Genomic DNA, 16298 nt, shown 5'->3' on the forward strand with positions numbered 1-16298 from the left:
AGGAAAACCTGCGGCCTTTTGCAATTCGTCTAAGGAAAACGCCTACACGTAATCCACTTTCAAAATCTCAAAGTACTTCGACCCACCCGGCGCTTTCACTTCGATGCTGTCGCCCAAGCTTTTGCCGACCAAGAAGCGGGCCATGGGGGATGTGATGGAGATCGAGCCTTTTTCCAGGCTGGCTTCGTGTTCGCCGACGATCTGGTAGGTCTTTTCTTCGTCGGTTTCTTCGTCCACCAACAACACCGTCGCGCCAAAGCGCACCACGTCGCCCGACAACGTGGTCGGGTCGATGACATCGGCGTGGCTGATGATGGCCTCGACTTCTTTGATGCGGCCTTCGATGAAGCTCTGCTTTTCGCGCGCGGCGTGGTATTCGGCGTTTTCTTTCAAATCGCCGTGTTCGCGTGCGGTGGCGATGGCGACGATCACGGCGGGGCGTTCGTCGTCCTTCAAAATGCGCAGTTCGTCTTCCAATTGTTTCAGACCGGGTGCGGTCATGGGGATCTTATCCATGATGGATCTTCTTCTATGTGATTGATCAAAAAGTCAAAAAAACAACGGCCCCGCTTGTCAAAGGGCGGGGCCGTTGCGGTATCCCGTTTCGTCTTACAACGAGCGGTAAGGATAAGCCTGTAGCGGCTGAACTTCAAGTGCTCCGGTTTTAAGCGCCTTAATCGCACCCGCCGCCGCTTGCGCGCCCGCCACCGTGGTGTAGTGGGGAACGTTCTGGGTGAGCGCCGAGCGACGAATGGAGAAGCTGTCCGCCACGGCTTCCGCACCCTCAGTGGTGTTGACCACCAGCTGGACTTCGCCGTTCAAAATTGCGTCTTCGCAGTGCGGACGTCCTTCCAAGACTTTGTTGACCTTGGTCACCTCCACGTTGTGCTCTTTCAAGAAGCGTTCGGTGCCGCCTGTGGCGATGAGCTTGAAGCCCTGTTCGGTCAAGTTGCGGGCAACCTCCAACATGGCGGATTTGTCCGCGTCTTTCACGGAAATAAACGCCGTGCCGGAGGTGGGCAGCTTGACGCTGGCACCCAGCTGGGATTTGGCGAAGGCTTTTTCGAAGGTGTCGTCCAGCCCCATAACTTCGCCCGTAGACTTCATTTCGGGGCCCAAGATGATGTCGACGCCGGGGAAGCGCGCAAACGGGAACACGGCTTCTTTAACCGCGACGTGGTTTAGTTTCGGTGTGTCGCCCAGATCGAAGCTGGCGAGTTTTTCACCGGCCATGACGCGGGCGGCGATTTTCGCAATGGGCAAGCCCGTGGCTTTGGCCACAAACGGAACCGTGCGCGATGCACGCGGATTGACTTCCAACAGATACACCGTCGTGCCTTGCACTGCGAACTGGATGTTCATCAAGCCGATGACGTTGAGCGCCACGGCAAGCTTCTTGGTTTGCGCGCGGATGTCGGCGATGATTTCGTCAGACAGGGAGTACGGCGGCAGAGAACACGCACTGTCGCCGGAGTGAATGCCCGCTTCTTCGATGTGTTGCATGATGCCCGCGATGTAGACGTCGCCCGTGCCGTCGGCCAAAGCGTCCACGTCCACTTCGACCGCACCTTGCAGGTAGCTGTCGAGCAAGACCGGGCTGTCGCCGGACACTTGCACGGCGGTGGTCATGTAGCGCATCAGGTTGGCGTGGTCGTGCACAATCTCCATGGCGCGCCCCCCCAGAACGTAGCTGGGGCGAACCACCAGCGGGTAGCCGATGTCCTCGGCAACCTTTTCGCTTTCCTCAATGGAACGCGCGATGCCGTTGGCGGGTTGTTTGAGGTCGAGCTCTTGCAGCAACACCTGGAAGCGTTCGCGATCTTCGGCCAAGTCGATGGCGTCGGGCGAAGTGCCCAGGATGGGAATGTTGGCGTCTTCGAGTGCGGCGGCCAGCTTCAGCGGCGTTTGCCCGCCGAACTGAACGATGACGCCCAGAACTTCGCCCGCCGTTTGTTCGCGGCGGATCAGTTCGATCACCGTCTCACCCGTCAGTGGTTCGAAATACAAACGGTCCGAGGTGTCGTAATCGGTAGACACGGTTTCGGGGTTGCAGTTCACCATGATGGCTTCATTGCCCACGTCTTTCATGGCGTAGGCGGCGTGCACGCAGCAGTAATCGAACTCGATCCCTTGGCCGATGCGGTTGGGACCGCCGCCCAGGATGACGACTTTTTTGCGATCCGTAACCTCGGCTTCACATTCCGGCGGGTTAATTCCGTCGCCTTCGTAACAGCTGTACATGTATGGTGTTTTCGACGGGAATTCAGCCGCACACGTGTCCACCCGTTTGTAGACCGGGCGCACGCCCAAGGTGATGCGCGACGATGTGACTTTGCCCAGGTCTTTGCCCGATACTTCGGACAAACGTTCGTCCGAGAAACCCATTTTTTTCAAGCGCAGCAAATCCACCGCGTTACCCGGCATACCGTTTTCGCGGAGACTTTCTTCCGCCTTCACGATGCCTTCGATCTGGCGTAGGAACCACGGTTCGTACTTACACGCGGCCTGCACACGCTCCACCGACATACCATGACGGAAGGCTTGGGCGATAACCAGCAAGCGGTCGGGTGTGGGGGATGACAGCGCCTTGACGATGCTGTCCATGTCCGGCGCACCTTCGATGTCGACTTCGTTCAAGCCTGTCAGCCCCGTCTCCATAGAGCGTAGGCCTTTTTGCAGAGACTCTTGGAAGGTGCGGCCGATGGACATAGCCTCGCCCACGGACTTCATGGCTGTGGTCAGGTACGGATCGGCACCGGGGAATTTTTCAAACGTGAAGCGCGGGATTTTGGTGACGACATAATCGATGGTGGGCTCGAACGACGCGGGCGTGATGCCGCCGGTGATGTCGTTGCGCAGCTCGTCCAGCGTATAGCCAACCGCCAACTTCGCCGCGATTTTGGCGATGGGGAAGCCTGTGGCTTTCGACGCCAAAGCAGAGGAACGTGATACGCGCGGGTTCATCTCAATAACAATCAGCGCGCCGTCTTCGGGGTTTACGGCAAACTGCACGTTGGACCCGCCGGTGTCCACACCGATTTCACGCAAAACGGCCAAGCTGGCGTTGCGCATGATTTGGTATTCTTTGTCGGTCAGCGTCAGGGCCGGGGCGACGGTTATGCTGTCCCCGGTATGAACGCCCATGGGATCGACGTTTTCGATGGAACAAATGATGATGCAGTTGTCGGCTTTGTCGCGCACGACCTCCATCTCATATTCTTTCCAGCCCAACACCGATTGTTCGATCAGAACTTCGTGCACCGGGCTTGCAGCGAGGCCGCCGGACACGATCTCATCGAATTCCTGAGAGTTATAAGCGATGCCGCCCCCAATACCACCCATCGTGAAGCTTGGGCGGATGATGATGGGCAGGCCGATGCGCTCCATTTCCTTGCGCGCTTCTTCCAGCGATTTCACAACCGCCGAGCGTGGTGTGCTCAGTCCGATCTTGTCCATGGCGTCGCGGAACAGCTGGCGATCTTCGGCTTTGGAAATGCTTTCTTCGTTGGCCCCGATCAGCTCGACGTTGTGGCGTTCCAGCGCCCCGTTTTCGCTCAGCGACATGGCGGCGTTCAGCGCGGTCTGTCCACCCATGGTCGGCAGGATGGCGTCGGGCTTTTCTTTGATGATGACCTTTTCCAAAAACTCCGGCGTGATCGGTTCGACATACGTCGCGTCCGCCATGTTGGGGTCGGTCATGATCGTCGCCGGGTTGGAGTTCACCAGAATGACCCGGTAACCTTCTTCGCGCAGCGCTTTGCACGCTTGAGCCCCGGAATAGTCGAACTCACACGCCTGACCGATAACAATCGGGCCAGCGCCGACGATGAGAATGCTTTTGATGTCTGTACGTTTGGGCATTACTTCGCCTCCATCAGTGCGACAAAGCGCTCAAACAGGTAATGGGAATCTTGCGGACCCGGAGAGGCCTCCGGGTGGTGCTGGACGGAGAAGATCGGCTTGCCTTCGACCTTGATGCCTTCGAGCGAGCCGTCAAACAGAGACGTGTGGGTTTCCACCACGCCGTCGGGCAGGGTGTCGCGCACGACGCAGAAGCCGTGGTTTTGGGACGTGATTTCCACGTGGCCCGTTTCCAGGTCCTTCACCGGGTGGTTGGCACCGCGGTGGCCCATGTGCATTTTTTCCGTGGACGCGCCCAAAGCAATCGACAGCATTTGGTGGCCCAAGCAGATGCCGAACAGCGGCTTGCCGCTTTCCATAATCTTTTGGATCATGGGCACCGCGTATTCGCCCGTGGCCGCCGGGTCGCCCGGGCCGTTGGACAGGAACACACCGTCGGGGTTCATCTCTAAAATTTCAGCTGCGGTCGTGGAGGCCGGAACCACCGTCACACGACACCCCGTGTTGGCCAGGCAGCGCAGGATGTTTTTCTTGGCCCCAAAGTCCACTGCGACGACATGATGCGTCGGGTCTTGTTGCATGCCAAAGCCGCCGTCCAAGGCCCATTCGGTTTCATGCCATTCATATTTTTCTTCGCAGGTGACTTCTTTGGCGAGGTCCGTGCCCTTCAAGGAAGGCCAGTTAGACGCCATGGTCACCAGGGCATCGGTGTCGATGCCGCTTTCGTCCACTTCGTTCAAAGGCAAGTGAATAACCACGCCGTTGGGCGCGCCACCGTCGCGGATGCGGCGGGTCAGGCGGCGGGTGTCCAAGCCGGAGATGGCCACCAGCTCGTTCGCCTTCAACCATTCGTCCAAGTGAGACGCGGCGCGGAAGTTTGCGGGCTCGGTAATGTCGGCGCGCAGGATGCAACCGCGCACGGCGGGCTTGTCGGTTTCCACGTCTTCGAAGTTGGTGCCGACGTTGCCGATGTGCGGGAATGTGAACGTAATGATTTGACCCGCGTAGGACGGGTCGGACATGGTCTCTTGATACCCCGTCAATCCGGTGTTGAAGCAGACCTCACCCATGGCGACGCCGGTGGCACCGGCGCCAAAGCCCCAAAAAACCGCACCGTCTTCGAGGACCAGTGCGGCGTTACAACCTTGAGGGCGGGTGGAGTTGAGATGATCAAGACTTGGACCTTTGGGCGCAGAAAGAATCGTCCCCTGCTGAGAAGCGGGGGCGTTCGAATTGGGGTCGGCCATGGCAGACATCCTCTAGGCTGGAGAGCCTCAAACTCTGGAGATTTCGAGCCGTTTCGGTGGGGCGTCGCGCGCACAGCTCCGCGCGTCGCTCCCCAAAGCGGCGATTTGGGTGTGTTTAAGGTAAATGTCGCCGCTCGTCAAGACTCAGTTTCATAAAAATATCATTTAAAATCAATATGTTAGAAACTTTTCAGAATTTGCCTTTCTGGGCAAATTGGGCTAATCTCTCGCCTTTCCGCGGAATCGTCCCAATTGGGGGGTGATGATTCAAGCGAAAGAGGGAAAACATGCTTCGCGATCAACTTACTCAATCCATGAAAACCGCCATGAAGGAAAAAGACGAAATCGGCCTAGCGTCGGTGCGTTTGATTCAGGCGGCTTTGAAAGACCGTGACATTGCCGCGCGTTCCAATGGCAACAACGACGGCATTTCCGACGATGAAATTTTGTCCATGCTGCAATCCATGATCAAGCAGCGCCGCGACAGCATTGAAATGTACGAAAAAGGCGGACGCCCGGAACTGGCCGAGCGTGAAGCCAAAGAAATCGATGTCATCGAACGCTTCTTGCCGGAACAAATGGACGACGATGCGGCTGCGGCGGCCATTGACAAGGTCATTGACGAACTCGACGCCAACGCCATGAAAGACATGGGCCGTGTTATGGCTGCGTTGAAAGAACGCCACGCCGGTTGCATGGACTTTGGCAAAGCCAGCGGCGTGGTCAAAGCCCGGCTCAGCGGTGGCTGAAAAAAAATAGCCTCAGCGGCGGCTGAAAAACCAACTAATTTTCCACTCCTCTCCTTTGAAAAGTTGCCCAACTGGGGTAAGATTAAAGGGTGTGGAGGGACCTCCCGACAAAACTTAATTTAGCGAAAAAGCGACGGAACGCGTCTATGCCAGACAAAGATGTCGAATCCATCCTTGCGCGCTTGCGCCAGGAGTTCATCGAAACCGCCCGCGATCAAATCGACGAGATCGAAACCTGCTTAGATTGGTTTGAATCCGGGCGAAACATCGACAGTGAAGAGCTGTTCGGCGTGCAGCGCTCTATTCACAACATTAAGGGTCAGGGCTCGACCTTCGGCTTTCCTTTGGTGGGGCGCATCGCGCATTTGTGCGAAGACTATTTGAAAAATGTCGGGGGCGTGCAGTTGGGCGCGGTCCGCGACATTCGTATATTCCTAGACACCATGCGCGACATCCTTATGGCTGGCAGCGAAGACAACTTGCCCGACCCCGAAGCCATGCTGCGCACGCTGCCGTCCGGTAAACCCGAAGAATTTTCAGGCCAAGTCCATCATGACGTCCATGTGCTGTTGGTCATGCCCGAAGGCATCGTGCGCCGGACCATTGCGGCGGAAATGCTGTCGTGTGGCTTCCACGTGCGCCGTTCCATCAACACGTTGGATGCGTTGTCCTACGCCATGGACGTGGTGCCGGACATTGTGATTTCAGACTATGAGACCTCGCCCTTTACCGGATTGGAGCTGGCCCGCGTGTTCGCCAGCATCGACAAGCTCAGCCAAGCGCACTTTGTGTTGTTTACCACCTATGAAATGGGCGACGATCATCTGCATCACGTGCCGGACAATGTTTCGATCCTGCCCAAAACCCGCGATTACGCCAACACCTTAACGGAAATGCTTATCGACTGGGGTGTGTTCGGCAAGGTGAAGGCTTCGTAAGGGCTTGTGGATAACTTTGTGGAAAAGTCAGTCCAAATCATGTGAATAACAGATCGCTCCCTATATAAAGCGTGTGGAGTTAAGATGCGCTGCGCGTTTGCGCACCGTTTGATTAGGGGCATATGGGTTCATGGCCATTTCATCGCGTTTTTTAGATGATTTGAGGGAGCGGATCGGCTTGGCCGATATCGTTGGCCGTCGCACGCGCCTGACCAAAAAAGGCCGCGAGCATTCGGGCCTGTGCCCCTTTCACAAAGAAAAAACGCCCTCGTTCACGGTCAACGAAGACAAGGGCTTCTACCACTGTTTCGGCTGTGGGGCGCATGGCTCAGCATTTGACTTTGTGATGGAAACCGAAGGGCTGAGCTTTCGCGAAGCCGTTGAAAAGCTGGCAGGCGAAGTGGGCATGCAGGTGCCTCAAGACAGCCCCCAAGAACGCGAACGCGCCGAGCGCAAAAAGACGCTGTACGACGTGGCCGATTTGGCGTGTCAGTATTTCCAGGCCATGTTGCAGGGTCCCCAGGGCCAACAAGGGCTCGACTATCTGGTGGCCCGTGGGCTGACAGAACAAACCCTGCAGAAATTCCGCTTAGGTTACGCCCCCGATAAACGCGACGGTATCAAGCAGGCTTTGGGGGCTCACGGCATCAAAGAAGCCGAGCTGATTGCGGCGGGTCTGATCATCAAACGCGACGACGGCTCGACCTATGACCGCTTTCGCGGGCGGGTGATGTTTCCCATCTTGGACCGGCGTGGGCGCGTGGTGGCGTTCGGCGGGCGGATTTTGGATGCGGACGCCAAGGCGGCCAAATATTTGAACAGCCCCGAAACCGATCTGTTTCACAAAGGACGGCTGCTGTACGCCATGGATACGGCTCAGGTGGCGGCGCGGGCGGGCCAGCCCTTGGTGGTGACCGAAGGCTACATGGACGTCATCGCGCTGTCCCAAGCGGGCTTCGAAGGCGCGGTGGCGCCCTTGGGCACGGCCTTGACCGAAGACCAGATTATGGAGCTGTGGAAAATTACGCCCGAACCGGTTCTTTGTTTTGACGGCGATAATGCGGGCCAACGCGCGGCGTCTCGGGCCGCAGAGCGGGCTTTGCCGCTGATTAAGGCGGGCGTGGGCTTGAAATTTGCAACTTTGCCGGATGGCGAGGACCCCGATAGCCTGGTTCAGGCCAAAGGCAAGACGGCGTTCGAAGAGATTTTAGACCAAGCCAAGCCCTTGAGCCAAGTTTTGTGGGATTTGGAACTTCAAGCGGGTGGAACTGCGTCGCCGGAAGATCGCGCGGCGCTGCAAAAGCGTCTGGACGATCATGTACGGCGCATCGAAGACGTCACCGTGCGCAGCCACTTCCAATCCAGCTTCAAAGACCGGGTGTGGCAGCTGGGACGTGAAAATCGGCAGAATTCCAAGGGCTCTGATGGCTGGAAGGGCGGCTTTAAACGTCTGTTCAAGCCGCAAAAACCGCCTGTGTTTGAAGGCGACGCCAAGCAACGTGCGGTGAAATCGGCGCAAGTCCAGTTGACCCGGACCCGCGAACAGGTTCTGCTCGCGACCATTTTGAACCATCCGGACGTGTTTGAGGACGTCGGAGAAAAGCTCGGAAATCTAGCTTTTACAACGCTTACGCTTGACAACCTTCGACAAGAAGCTCTAAAGACACTTTCCGGGGAACAAGGTCTTGACAGGGATACCTTCCAACGCCACCTCAGGGAAAGTGGTTTTTCGTCCGAATTGGACTCGCTTTTGAGCCCAAGGGTTTACGAACACGCTTACTTCGCCCGCCCCGATGAGGAGACGTTAAGCGCGTTAGAAGGCTGGATTGAGACCTACGAACTTTATTGCAGGCGTGACCTGCAGGCCGAACTTGAAGATGCCCAGCGGCAACTTGCCGCAAACATGACGCCGGAAAACTTTGAACGTTTCCGAGCCCTGAAAATGCAAGAACAGTCGGCCGCAGAACTGATCGCCAAATAGCCCCGCAAATTGGGGCTATCCGTGTTGGTAAATTCCTTTGGGGATCATCCAGCGCATTTGTTTGAAATAAATACGGACTTTTGGGGGGACCTGGAAGTTACGTAAGGGAAAGAAACAACGCGTCACATGGCATCGAAAACCACCACCCAAAAAGCACAGCCTGCAGAAGGTGAATCTCAAGACAGCCCCCTTTTGGACTCTCTTGGCGCCAACGTCAAAAAAATGGTCAAGCTCGGCAAAGAGCGCGGCTTCGTCACTTATGACGAATTGAACGCAGCCTTGCCGCCGGACCAAGTGTCTTCGGAACAGATCGAAGACACCATGAGCCAGCTGTCCGAAATGGGCATCAACGTCATCGAAGGCGAAGAAAGCGACGCCGAGGCCCCCGCCGAAGGTGAGGCCGAAGCCAAAGGCGGTGAAGAAGAAAAAGCCGCGGCCGGCAACGTGTCGGAAAGTGACGTGGGCCGCACGGACGATCCGGTGCGCATGTACCTGCGCGAAATGGGCTCGGTCGAACTGCTGTCGCGCGAAGGTGAAATCGCCATCGCCAAACGCATTGAGGCCGGCCGTGAGATGATGATCGGCGGCATCTGCGAAAGCCCGCTGACCATCCGCGCCATCGTGGCATGGCACGACGCCTTGATCGCCGAACAGATTTTGCTGCGCGACATCATCGATTTGGACGCCACCTATGGCGGTGGCCCGAACGGTGCCAACGCGGAAGACGGCGAAAATAACGAAAACAGCGAAAACACCGAAGGCGGTGAAGCCCAAGCTGAAGCCCCCGCTGCAGAAGAAAAGACCGAAGAAAAGCCGGAAGAAAAATCAGAAGACGGCGAAGAGGGCGAAAAGACCGAAGGTGAACGCACCGACGATGACGACGACGATGACGATGCCGAAAACAACCTGTCCTTGGCGGCGATGGAAGCCAAGCTGACCCCGGTCGTGGTCGAAACCTTTGAAGAAATCGCCAAGACCTACAAAAAGATGCACCGCTTGCAGGTTAAACGCCTGGACGCCATGCAGGGCGGCGACGAGTTCAAGCCGTCTCAAGAAAAGCGTTATGAGAAGCTACGCAAGGAGCTGATCGAGCTGATGGACACGGTGCACCTGAACAATGCGCGCATCGAACAATTGGTTGACCAGCTTTATGAGCTCAACCGCTCTATGATGAGCTTGGAAGGCAAATTGTTGCGCATGGCGACCAAGTCCCGTGTGAAACGCGAAGACTTCATCGAACACTACCAAGGCTATGAACTTGATCCGAAGTGGCTCGACACAGTCAAAAAGCTGCCCGGCAAAGGGTGGGAACGCTTCACCACCAAGTACGAAGACGACATTACCAAAATCCGCAACTCCATCTCCGATCTGGCCGCCGAAGCCGGCCTGCCGATTGTGGAGTTCAAACGCATCGTGTCCACCGTGCAAAAAGGTGAACGCGAAGCGGCCAAAGCGAAAAAAGAAATGATCGAGGCCAACCTGCGTCTCGTGATTTCCATTGCCAAAAAGTACACCAACCGTGGCCTGCAGTTCCTGGACTTGATCCAAGAAGGCAACATCGGTTTGATGAAGGCCGTCGATAAGTTTGAATACCGCCGTGGTTATAAGTTCTCCACTTATGCCACGTGGTGGATCCGCCAAGCCATCACGCGCTCTATTGCGGATCAGGCACGCACTATCCGTATTCCGGTGCACATGATCGAAACCATCAACAAGCTGGTGCGTACGTCCCGTCAGATGCTGCACGAAATCGGCCGCGAACCAACGCCGGAAGAGCTGGCTGTGCGCTTGAGCATGCCGCTTGAAAAAGTCCGTAAAGTTCTGAAGATCGCCAAAGAGCCGATTTCTTTGGAAACGCCGATTGGTGATGAGGAAGATTCGCACCTGGGCGACTTCATCGAAGACAAAAATGCGGTTCAGCCGCTGGACGCCGCCATTAACGGCAACCTGCGCGAAACCACGACCCGTGTGTTGGCTTCATTGACGCCGCGCGAAGAACGCGTGCTGCGCATGCGCTTTGGTATCGGCATGAACACCGACCACACCTTGGAAGAGGTTGGTCAACAGTTCTCTGTGACCCGCGAACGTATCCGTCAGATCGAAGCAAAAGCTTTGCGCAAACTCAAACACCCGAGCCGTTCGCGCAAATTGCGCAGTTTCTTGGATTACTAAGAGCACCACCTGATCAAAAAGCCCTCGGATCAAACCGGGGGCTTTTTGTCTGACCATTATACATTTCCCAGGTTTCCTGTATGATGCTGAGAACGTTTGGCAATTGGGACGCAAACCTTGGACAACATCATCACCGCAATCGCCCCTTCGGAACTCGACAATTTCGAAGTCTTTCCTTGGAATCAAAACTTCGAAACCGGGCATGAGACGATCGATGAGCAGCACAAGGTTCTGGTGTCCATGCTCAACAAGCTGGCCATGTCTTTGGTGGTTGACGAAACCATTGAAATCAATGATGCATTTGCTGAATTGGCGGCGTATGCCAATAAGCATTTTGATGAAGAAGAAGCCATTTGGGCGGAACATTTCATTGACGATTCTTGGCTTACATCTCATCAAATGAGCCACGCGGCGTTTTTGCCCAAAGTTTTGGAAATCAAAGAGCAAGACACGGGCGTTCCCTTGCGCGACAAGGTCGAAACCATTGTGAAGTTCTTGATCCGTTGGCTGGCCTTTCACATCATTGACGATGACAAGCGCTTGGCATTTGTGGTGGAAAACATTCAAAACGGCGCGACTTTGGACGAAGCCAAGTTGGCGGCGGATAAAAGGATGAGTGGCTCCATGCGGGTGCTCATCGAGACCATCTTGAACATGTATGACGGCCTGTCTTCGCGCACCTTGGATTTGATGCGCGAACGCCGCGCGCGCGCCAAGGCGGAAAAAGAGCTGATGGAAGCCAACAAACGCCTGGAGCAAATGTCCATCACCGATCAGCTGACGGGGCTGTATAACCGCCGTCATTTTGAAACGGTGTTTCATGACGAATTGCGCCGCGCACGTCGGGAAAAGCATCAGCTCACTTATTTCATGATCGATCTGGATAACTTCAAAAGCTTCAACGATATCTACGGTCACATGGAAGGCGATTTGGCCCTGGAGCGTGTGGGCCTCAAGCTCAGCGAGCTGTGCCGCCGTCCGGGCGATTACGCCTTTCGCATGGGCGGAGAAGAGTTTTGCATCCTCACCACGGGTGTAGAAGCCACAAAGCCGCAGGTGTTTGGCGAGATTTTGCGCGCAGGCATCGAAGAGCTTCAAATGGCGCATCAAGGCAGCGGCGTCAGCGATGTGATGACCGCGTCCATCGGGGTTGCATCCAAGATCCCCAATATGCAAGACAACGTGGACGACTGCATGCGCATTGCCGATGAACGACTGTATTTGGCAAAAGAACGCGGCCGCAATCAGGTGGTCTGGGACGGCATCTCGACGGATTATTAGGGCCTAAAAAGGCGGTTTGTTAATCGTCATCGTCGTCTTCAGACACGGGGCGTTTGTGCGCGATGCCTTTGTGACATTCAATGCACGTCTGTCCTTTTTGCATGGCGGGCTCCATCTTTTCGCGCGACCGGCGGCGCTGCTTGGGAAAGTCCATGGCGTGATAGCTGTGGCAATTGCGGCACTCGCGGGAATCGTTGGCTTTCATTTGAGCCCACACCCGCTCAGCCATGATCAGACGCTGCGCTTCAAACTTTTCTTTGGTGTCGATGGTGCCGACAAGCTTGTGATACAGCTCGTTGCTGGCTTTGATCTTGCGCCACAACTTGGCGGTCCATTCTTTTGGCACATGGCAATCGGCGCACGTCGCGCGCACGCCGGACGGGTTGTTGTAGTGCACGGATTTTTTGTATTCGGGATAAACGGTTTGTTCCATTTCATGGCACGACACACAAAATTCCATGGTGTTGGTGTATTCCATGAAGGTGTTAAAACCACCCCAAAACACGATCCCGGCTCCCGCACCGCAGATGAAAATCAGGCCCACCGCGAAACGCCTGGACGGGGCCCAAAAGCTTTTCCAAAGTTCTTTGAACATGGTCTATCCCCCAACGCCAACGGCGCACCCTAGCTTTCGCTGGGGTGCGCGTCGGTCGGTATTGCCCGTTTATTCTTGGGGCAGTGTGACGGTGTAGGCCAAAATGTCGACGGACACTTGAAGCGGAAGCGCGCGCAGGGCGGGCATCGATTCTTTCGGCTGTCCGTTCATGATTTTGGCAAGCGTTTCCCAAGGATTGCCAGAGGCAATTTTGCCCATGGGTTTGGGCAGTTCTTTGGGCAGTTTGCCGTCTAAGCCGTGGCAACCGGCACAGATGGTGTTGTAGTACGCCGCACCTTTGGCCGCATCACCGTTCACGGATTTATCGGCGTTGATGACTTTGGTCATGTCCACTTGGCCTTTGGAAATGAACATGGCTAAGTCGTGGTAGTCCGCGTCAGACATCATGCCGCCCATGCCGTGGGTGTCGTCTTTAATAATGGCGACGATTTTGTCCAGCGAAGCACCTTCAAGGCCGCGCACGCCGGGGATACCGGTCTTGTAAGACCCGCTGGCATATGCGCCGTCTTTACCGCGTAAATCCCAACCGTGGCAGGATTTGCACCGCCACGTCGTCGCACCCTTTTTCTTGGTGTTGGAGGATGGCCAGGCCTTGTGCGTTTCTGGAGGTTTTGGTGCGTCGATGACGGCGTACCATTTGTCATAGAGCAATCCACCGCGTGCGATGGACGATTGGTCTTCCGCTTGCACAGATGTTGAAAAAACACTGACGCAAGCCACAGCCGCAACAGCGGCCATGGTGATAAAATATTTCATGATAGTCCTCCCCTTTAAAATTTATGTGCGCAATTTAGCACGTATAAGGGAAAAAGTCTGGCAAATGTGCGGATGGGTTCAGGCTTCAAGCACTTTGAATTTCTGTTCCAAAAAGTCGATGAAGACGCGCACGCGGGCCGGCACCACTTCGCTGGGGGGGCGCACGGCCCAAAGGTTCCATTCGGGCTCGATCACGAAATCGCGCAGCACCTCCTCCAAATCCCCATCCGCCAAATGCTGGCGCACATCGCGTAGAGTTTTGAGACCAATTCCGACGCCTGCCACGGCCGCTTCGGTGATGGCGTCACCGTGGTTGGTGACAAAGGTGCCGCCAATGCGCACGTCGTGGATGTCACCTGCGGGGTCGCGCAATTGCCACGACCGGGTGTCACGCAGGACGATGCAATTGTGCACCGTCAAGTCTTGTGGCTGTGTGGGTGTACCCCTTTTTTCCAGATAAGACGGCGCGGCCACCAACACACGCGGGTTGTCCGAAATTTTGCTGGCAACAAGGGTCGAGGACGCCAAGGCACCGATGCGCAAGGCCACATCGTAGCCTTGCTCAACAATGTCCACGACGTTGTCGTTCAAATCCAGTCGTACGCGAACGTCGGGGTAGGTTTCCAAAAACTCGGCGATGGCAGGGGTGATGTACAAGCGTCCAAAAGACGCGGGCCCGGTAACGCGCAGCTCACCTTTAATGTTTTGCACACCGCCGGCAAGGTCAGAGCGCGCATCTTCGATGTCGGTGAGAATACGTTCGGCATGGCCCAAAAAGGTTTCGCCGTCTGGGGTGAGAGACACCGCGCGGGTGGTGCGGTTGAACACCTGAACGCCGAGCTCGCTTTCCAACCCTTTGATCCGTTGGGTGGCGGCGGTGGGGGATAGACCGAACTCACGCCCTGCCTTGGCAAACGCGCCCAGGGCCGCAATGCGCACAAACAGTTCCAACGTTGTGGGATCGAACGACATTATTTTAATTTAGCAAATAATATTTTGCAATCAAGGCTGATTGTTTAACTTTAGCAAAGTGCCATTGTTCTCCTATCGCCGCTTGCGGACAAAGGATCAAACCATGGCACAACAAACGTTCACGTCTCAAACAGCCTATAACCCCCGAACTGGGACGCACCAGACTTTGGATCAAATGATGAAGCAGGGCCGCGACGAGCGCGCGAAAGCGGCTCTGAGTCTGTTTCGAAAATTGAGAGCGGCTTTGCAACCTGAGGGAACTTCTGTTGCAAAAGAGACACTTAAGCCATGTCGTACATTTGTATAGTGGAATGATTAAAAAGTTTCGGGCAGTATATGCCACCTGTTGAACCAGTGGTGCCACACATATGTCTTCCCCCGTGACGGAACACGTCGCCGTCGTCGAATCCGATCAGTTTAAAGCCTCCAACACCCGCCGTTTGTACGATTACATCGTCGAAAAACGAGGCGAGCGTGTGCGCCCTTCCCTGTCGGATATCGATCTGATGGATCTCTACAAAATCGCGCCGTCCATCTGCATCCGCGACGTGGTTGACGATGGCAAGGATTTAAAATGCCGCTATTGGGGCGGGGATTTTGAATTTGTGTACAAGGTCAATTGCTCCGGCAAGCGGGTCACAGAAACCTACGGCCAACAAGGTGCTCAAAACACGCTGGCCCTACACCATCGGGCTTTGGAAGCCGACAAGCCGTTGCGTTTGGTTGGCAACTTAGGTTATGCGGATAAAGACATCGACCATGTCATGTTCGAAGGCATCATGGTGTGCCTGGACGGTAAAGACTTTGCCAAGCAACACGTCCTTGCCGTCGGTCAGTTCGACTATGACCTGGACGACGAGGACCGCGACCTCATCTATGTCCAATGTGGAAAGCGGTTTTGATCTAAGCCTGATGTATATGCACGTCGCGTTGTGGATCACGAAATCTATTGGGATGCGTCAAAATTTTCCGTTGTCGTTTTTCCAGTCTTCGGGCAGGGCGACCGTTTCCGTCGTATCCCAATGTTCGACGATCATTTGGTCTTCGATGCGAAACAAATCGTAAAATGATGTGTGTGTCTCGCCCATATACCCTTCACAAACGCTGAGGACAAAGTTGCCTTCCGCCAGAACCCGGTGAAGTTGGCGGTAGTGGAGATCCGCCCCTTCAAAGGCCTTCGGCAATGCTGAGATGTCGTCGCAGAGTTGGGGGCTGTGCTCCACAAAAGCATCCGCGTTCACCCAAGTGCTCAGCTGAGCAAACTGTTTGGCGATCAGCACGGTTTCAACAAACGTCCTCACCAAGGTGCGGTTGGGTTCGGTGTGTTCTGGCTGTTGGGCCGCTACGGGGCCGTCAACCATGGTGTGCCCGGACGCATTTGGGCCTAGACGGGCTTGGATATTGTCCCAATGTTCGACGGCTTGTCCGTTTTCAAAGCGAAAGACCTCAAAGCCGATATTGCGCTTTGCGAAATCGTATTCGGTGTGGGCGAAGACATACGCGCCATCCTCAAAGGCACGAACGATGTTCACACGCGGCGATGTTTTGGACAGCCGCTGAAACAAGGCGGCTAAGCCTTCACTGCCTTCGTGGGTTTGCGGATTGTGCTGAATATATTGGGCTTCATTGACGACGGCGACAGGACCGGGGTCGCCGGTTTCAATGCTTTTGAGCAAAGCCGCAATCCGGTCCTTATTCGCCATCGCCATGTTTCGTATGTATCCC

Annotated in this window: 13 protein-coding genes; 6 read left to right on the forward strand and 7 right to left on the reverse strand. The window is 55.6% G+C overall.

Going from position 1 to position 16298, the window contains the following annotated elements; translation table 11 throughout:
* Positions 1–42: 42 nt before the first annotated feature.
* From greA to carA, 3 genes are all read right to left on the reverse strand, one after another.
* Complete coding sequence (gene greA / locus V5T82_RS08510) at positions 43–516, reverse strand: transcription elongation factor GreA (protein WP_332895196.1); 474 nt, start codon at positions 514–516, stop codon at positions 43–45.
* Between the two features lie 93 nt (positions 517–609).
* A complete protein-coding gene (carB, locus tag V5T82_RS08515) occupies positions 610–3861 on the reverse strand; it encodes a carbamoyl-phosphate synthase large subunit (RefSeq protein WP_332895197.1) in 3252 nt (1083 codons plus the stop codon).
* The gene (gene carA / locus V5T82_RS08520) at positions 3861–5108 is read right to left on the reverse strand and encodes a glutamine-hydrolyzing carbamoyl-phosphate synthase small subunit (protein WP_332895198.1); all 1248 of its coding nucleotides are present in this window, start codon (positions 5106–5108) and stop codon (positions 3861–3863) included. Before carA ends, carB begins: the two co-directional genes overlap by 1 nt.
* Before the next feature lie 287 nt (positions 5109–5395).
* Here carA and V5T82_RS08525 point away from each other — a divergent pair, with 287 nt between their 5' ends.
* The 5 genes from V5T82_RS08525 (at position 5396) to V5T82_RS08545 (ending at position 12229) form a co-directional block, all read left to right on the forward strand.
* Entirely contained in the window at positions 5396–5857 is a 462-nt protein-coding gene (locus tag V5T82_RS08525; RefSeq protein ID WP_332895199.1) for a GatB/YqeY domain-containing protein, read from the forward strand.
* Between the two features lie 146 nt (positions 5858–6003).
* Complete coding sequence (locus tag V5T82_RS08530; RefSeq protein WP_332895200.1) at positions 6004–6795, forward strand: Hpt domain-containing protein; 792 nt, start codon at positions 6004–6006, stop codon at positions 6793–6795.
* Between the two features lie 130 nt (positions 6796–6925).
* Positions 6926–8776, forward strand: a complete 1851-nt coding sequence (dnaG, locus tag V5T82_RS08535) for a DNA primase (protein WP_332895201.1) — start codon at positions 6926–6928, stop codon at positions 8774–8776.
* A 126-nt stretch (positions 8777–8902) separates the two neighbouring features.
* On the forward strand, positions 8903–10948 hold the full coding sequence (gene rpoD / locus V5T82_RS08540) for an RNA polymerase sigma factor RpoD (RefSeq protein WP_332895202.1): 2046 nt from the start codon (positions 8903–8905) through the stop codon (positions 10946–10948).
* A 117-nt stretch (positions 10949–11065) separates the two neighbouring features.
* Positions 11066–12229 (forward strand): GGDEF domain-containing protein, encoded by a 1164-nt coding sequence (locus tag V5T82_RS08545; RefSeq protein WP_332895203.1) that lies wholly within the window; start codon positions 11066–11068, stop codon positions 12227–12229.
* Positions 12230–12248: 19 nt separating this feature from the next.
* Here V5T82_RS08545 and V5T82_RS08550 read toward each other — a convergent pair whose 3' ends face one another.
* From V5T82_RS08550 to V5T82_RS08560, 3 genes are all read right to left on the reverse strand, one after another.
* Positions 12249–12824 (reverse strand): NapC/NirT family cytochrome c, encoded by a 576-nt coding sequence (locus V5T82_RS08550; protein ID WP_332895204.1) that lies wholly within the window; start codon positions 12822–12824, stop codon positions 12249–12251.
* 69 nt (positions 12825–12893) lie between these two features.
* Positions 12894–13601, reverse strand: a complete 708-nt coding sequence (locus tag V5T82_RS08555; RefSeq protein WP_332895205.1) for a c-type cytochrome — start codon at positions 13599–13601, stop codon at positions 12894–12896.
* Positions 13602–13679: 78 nt separating this feature from the next.
* Positions 13680–14573 carry a LysR family transcriptional regulator gene (locus V5T82_RS08560; RefSeq protein WP_332895206.1) on the reverse strand — a complete coding sequence of 298 codons (894 nt, stop codon included), beginning with the start codon at positions 14571–14573 and terminating at the stop codon, positions 13680–13682.
* Positions 14574–14941: 368 nt separating this feature from the next.
* Here V5T82_RS08560 and V5T82_RS08565 point away from each other — a divergent pair, with 368 nt between their 5' ends.
* Entirely contained in the window at positions 14942–15475 is a 534-nt protein-coding gene (locus V5T82_RS08565) for a PAS domain-containing protein (protein ID WP_332895207.1), read from the forward strand.
* 57 nt (positions 15476–15532) lie between these two features.
* Here the strand turns inward: V5T82_RS08565 and V5T82_RS08570 are convergent, their stop codons facing one another.
* Positions 15533–16282: a nuclear transport factor 2 family protein gene (locus tag V5T82_RS08570; protein WP_332895208.1), complete on the reverse strand. Its 750-nt coding sequence runs from the start codon at positions 16280–16282 to the stop codon at positions 15533–15535.
* Positions 16283–16298 lie beyond the last annotated feature (16 nt).

Source organism: Magnetovibrio sp. PR-2 (genome assembly GCF_036689815.1).
GTDB lineage: Bacteria > Pseudomonadota > Alphaproteobacteria > Rhodospirillales > Magnetovibrionaceae > Magnetovibrio.

What these genes read in the sequence shown, in the direction of transcription:
- V5T82_RS08570 (WP_332895208.1), bottom strand. Translation starts at nt 16,282, where the DNA reads ATGGCGATGGCGAATAAGGACCGGATTGCGGCTTTGCTCAAAAGCATT.
- V5T82_RS08560 (WP_332895206.1), bottom strand. Translation starts at nt 14,573, where the DNA reads ATGTCGTTCGATCCCACAACGTTGGAACTGTTTGTGCGCATTGCGGCC.
- V5T82_RS08550 (WP_332895204.1), bottom strand. Translation starts at nt 12,824, where the DNA reads ATGTTCAAAGAACTTTGGAAAAGCTTTTGGGCCCCGTCCAGGCGTTTC.
- dnaG (WP_332895201.1), top strand. Translation starts at nt 6,926, where the DNA reads ATGGCCATTTCATCGCGTTTTTTAGATGATTTGAGGGAGCGGATCGGC.
- V5T82_RS08555 (WP_332895205.1), bottom strand. Translation starts at nt 13,601, where the DNA reads ATGAAATATTTTATCACCATGGCCGCTGTTGCGGCTGTGGCTTGCGTC.
- V5T82_RS08565 (WP_332895207.1), top strand. Translation starts at nt 14,942, where the DNA reads ATGTCTTCCCCCGTGACGGAACACGTCGCCGTCGTCGAATCCGATCAG.
- greA (WP_332895196.1), bottom strand. Translation starts at nt 516, where the DNA reads ATGGATAAGATCCCCATGACCGCACCCGGTCTGAAACAATTGGAAGAC.
- V5T82_RS08530 (WP_332895200.1), top strand. Translation starts at nt 6,004, where the DNA reads ATGCCAGACAAAGATGTCGAATCCATCCTTGCGCGCTTGCGCCAGGAG.
- V5T82_RS08525 (WP_332895199.1), top strand. Translation starts at nt 5,396, where the DNA reads ATGCTTCGCGATCAACTTACTCAATCCATGAAAACCGCCATGAAGGAA.
- carA (WP_332895198.1), bottom strand. Translation starts at nt 5,108, where the DNA reads ATGGCCGACCCCAATTCGAACGCCCCCGCTTCTCAGCAGGGGACGATT.
- carB (WP_332895197.1), bottom strand. Translation starts at nt 3,861, where the DNA reads ATGCCCAAACGTACAGACATCAAAAGCATTCTCATCGTCGGCGCTGGC.
- rpoD (WP_332895202.1), top strand. Translation starts at nt 8,903, where the DNA reads ATGGCATCGAAAACCACCACCCAAAAAGCACAGCCTGCAGAAGGTGAA.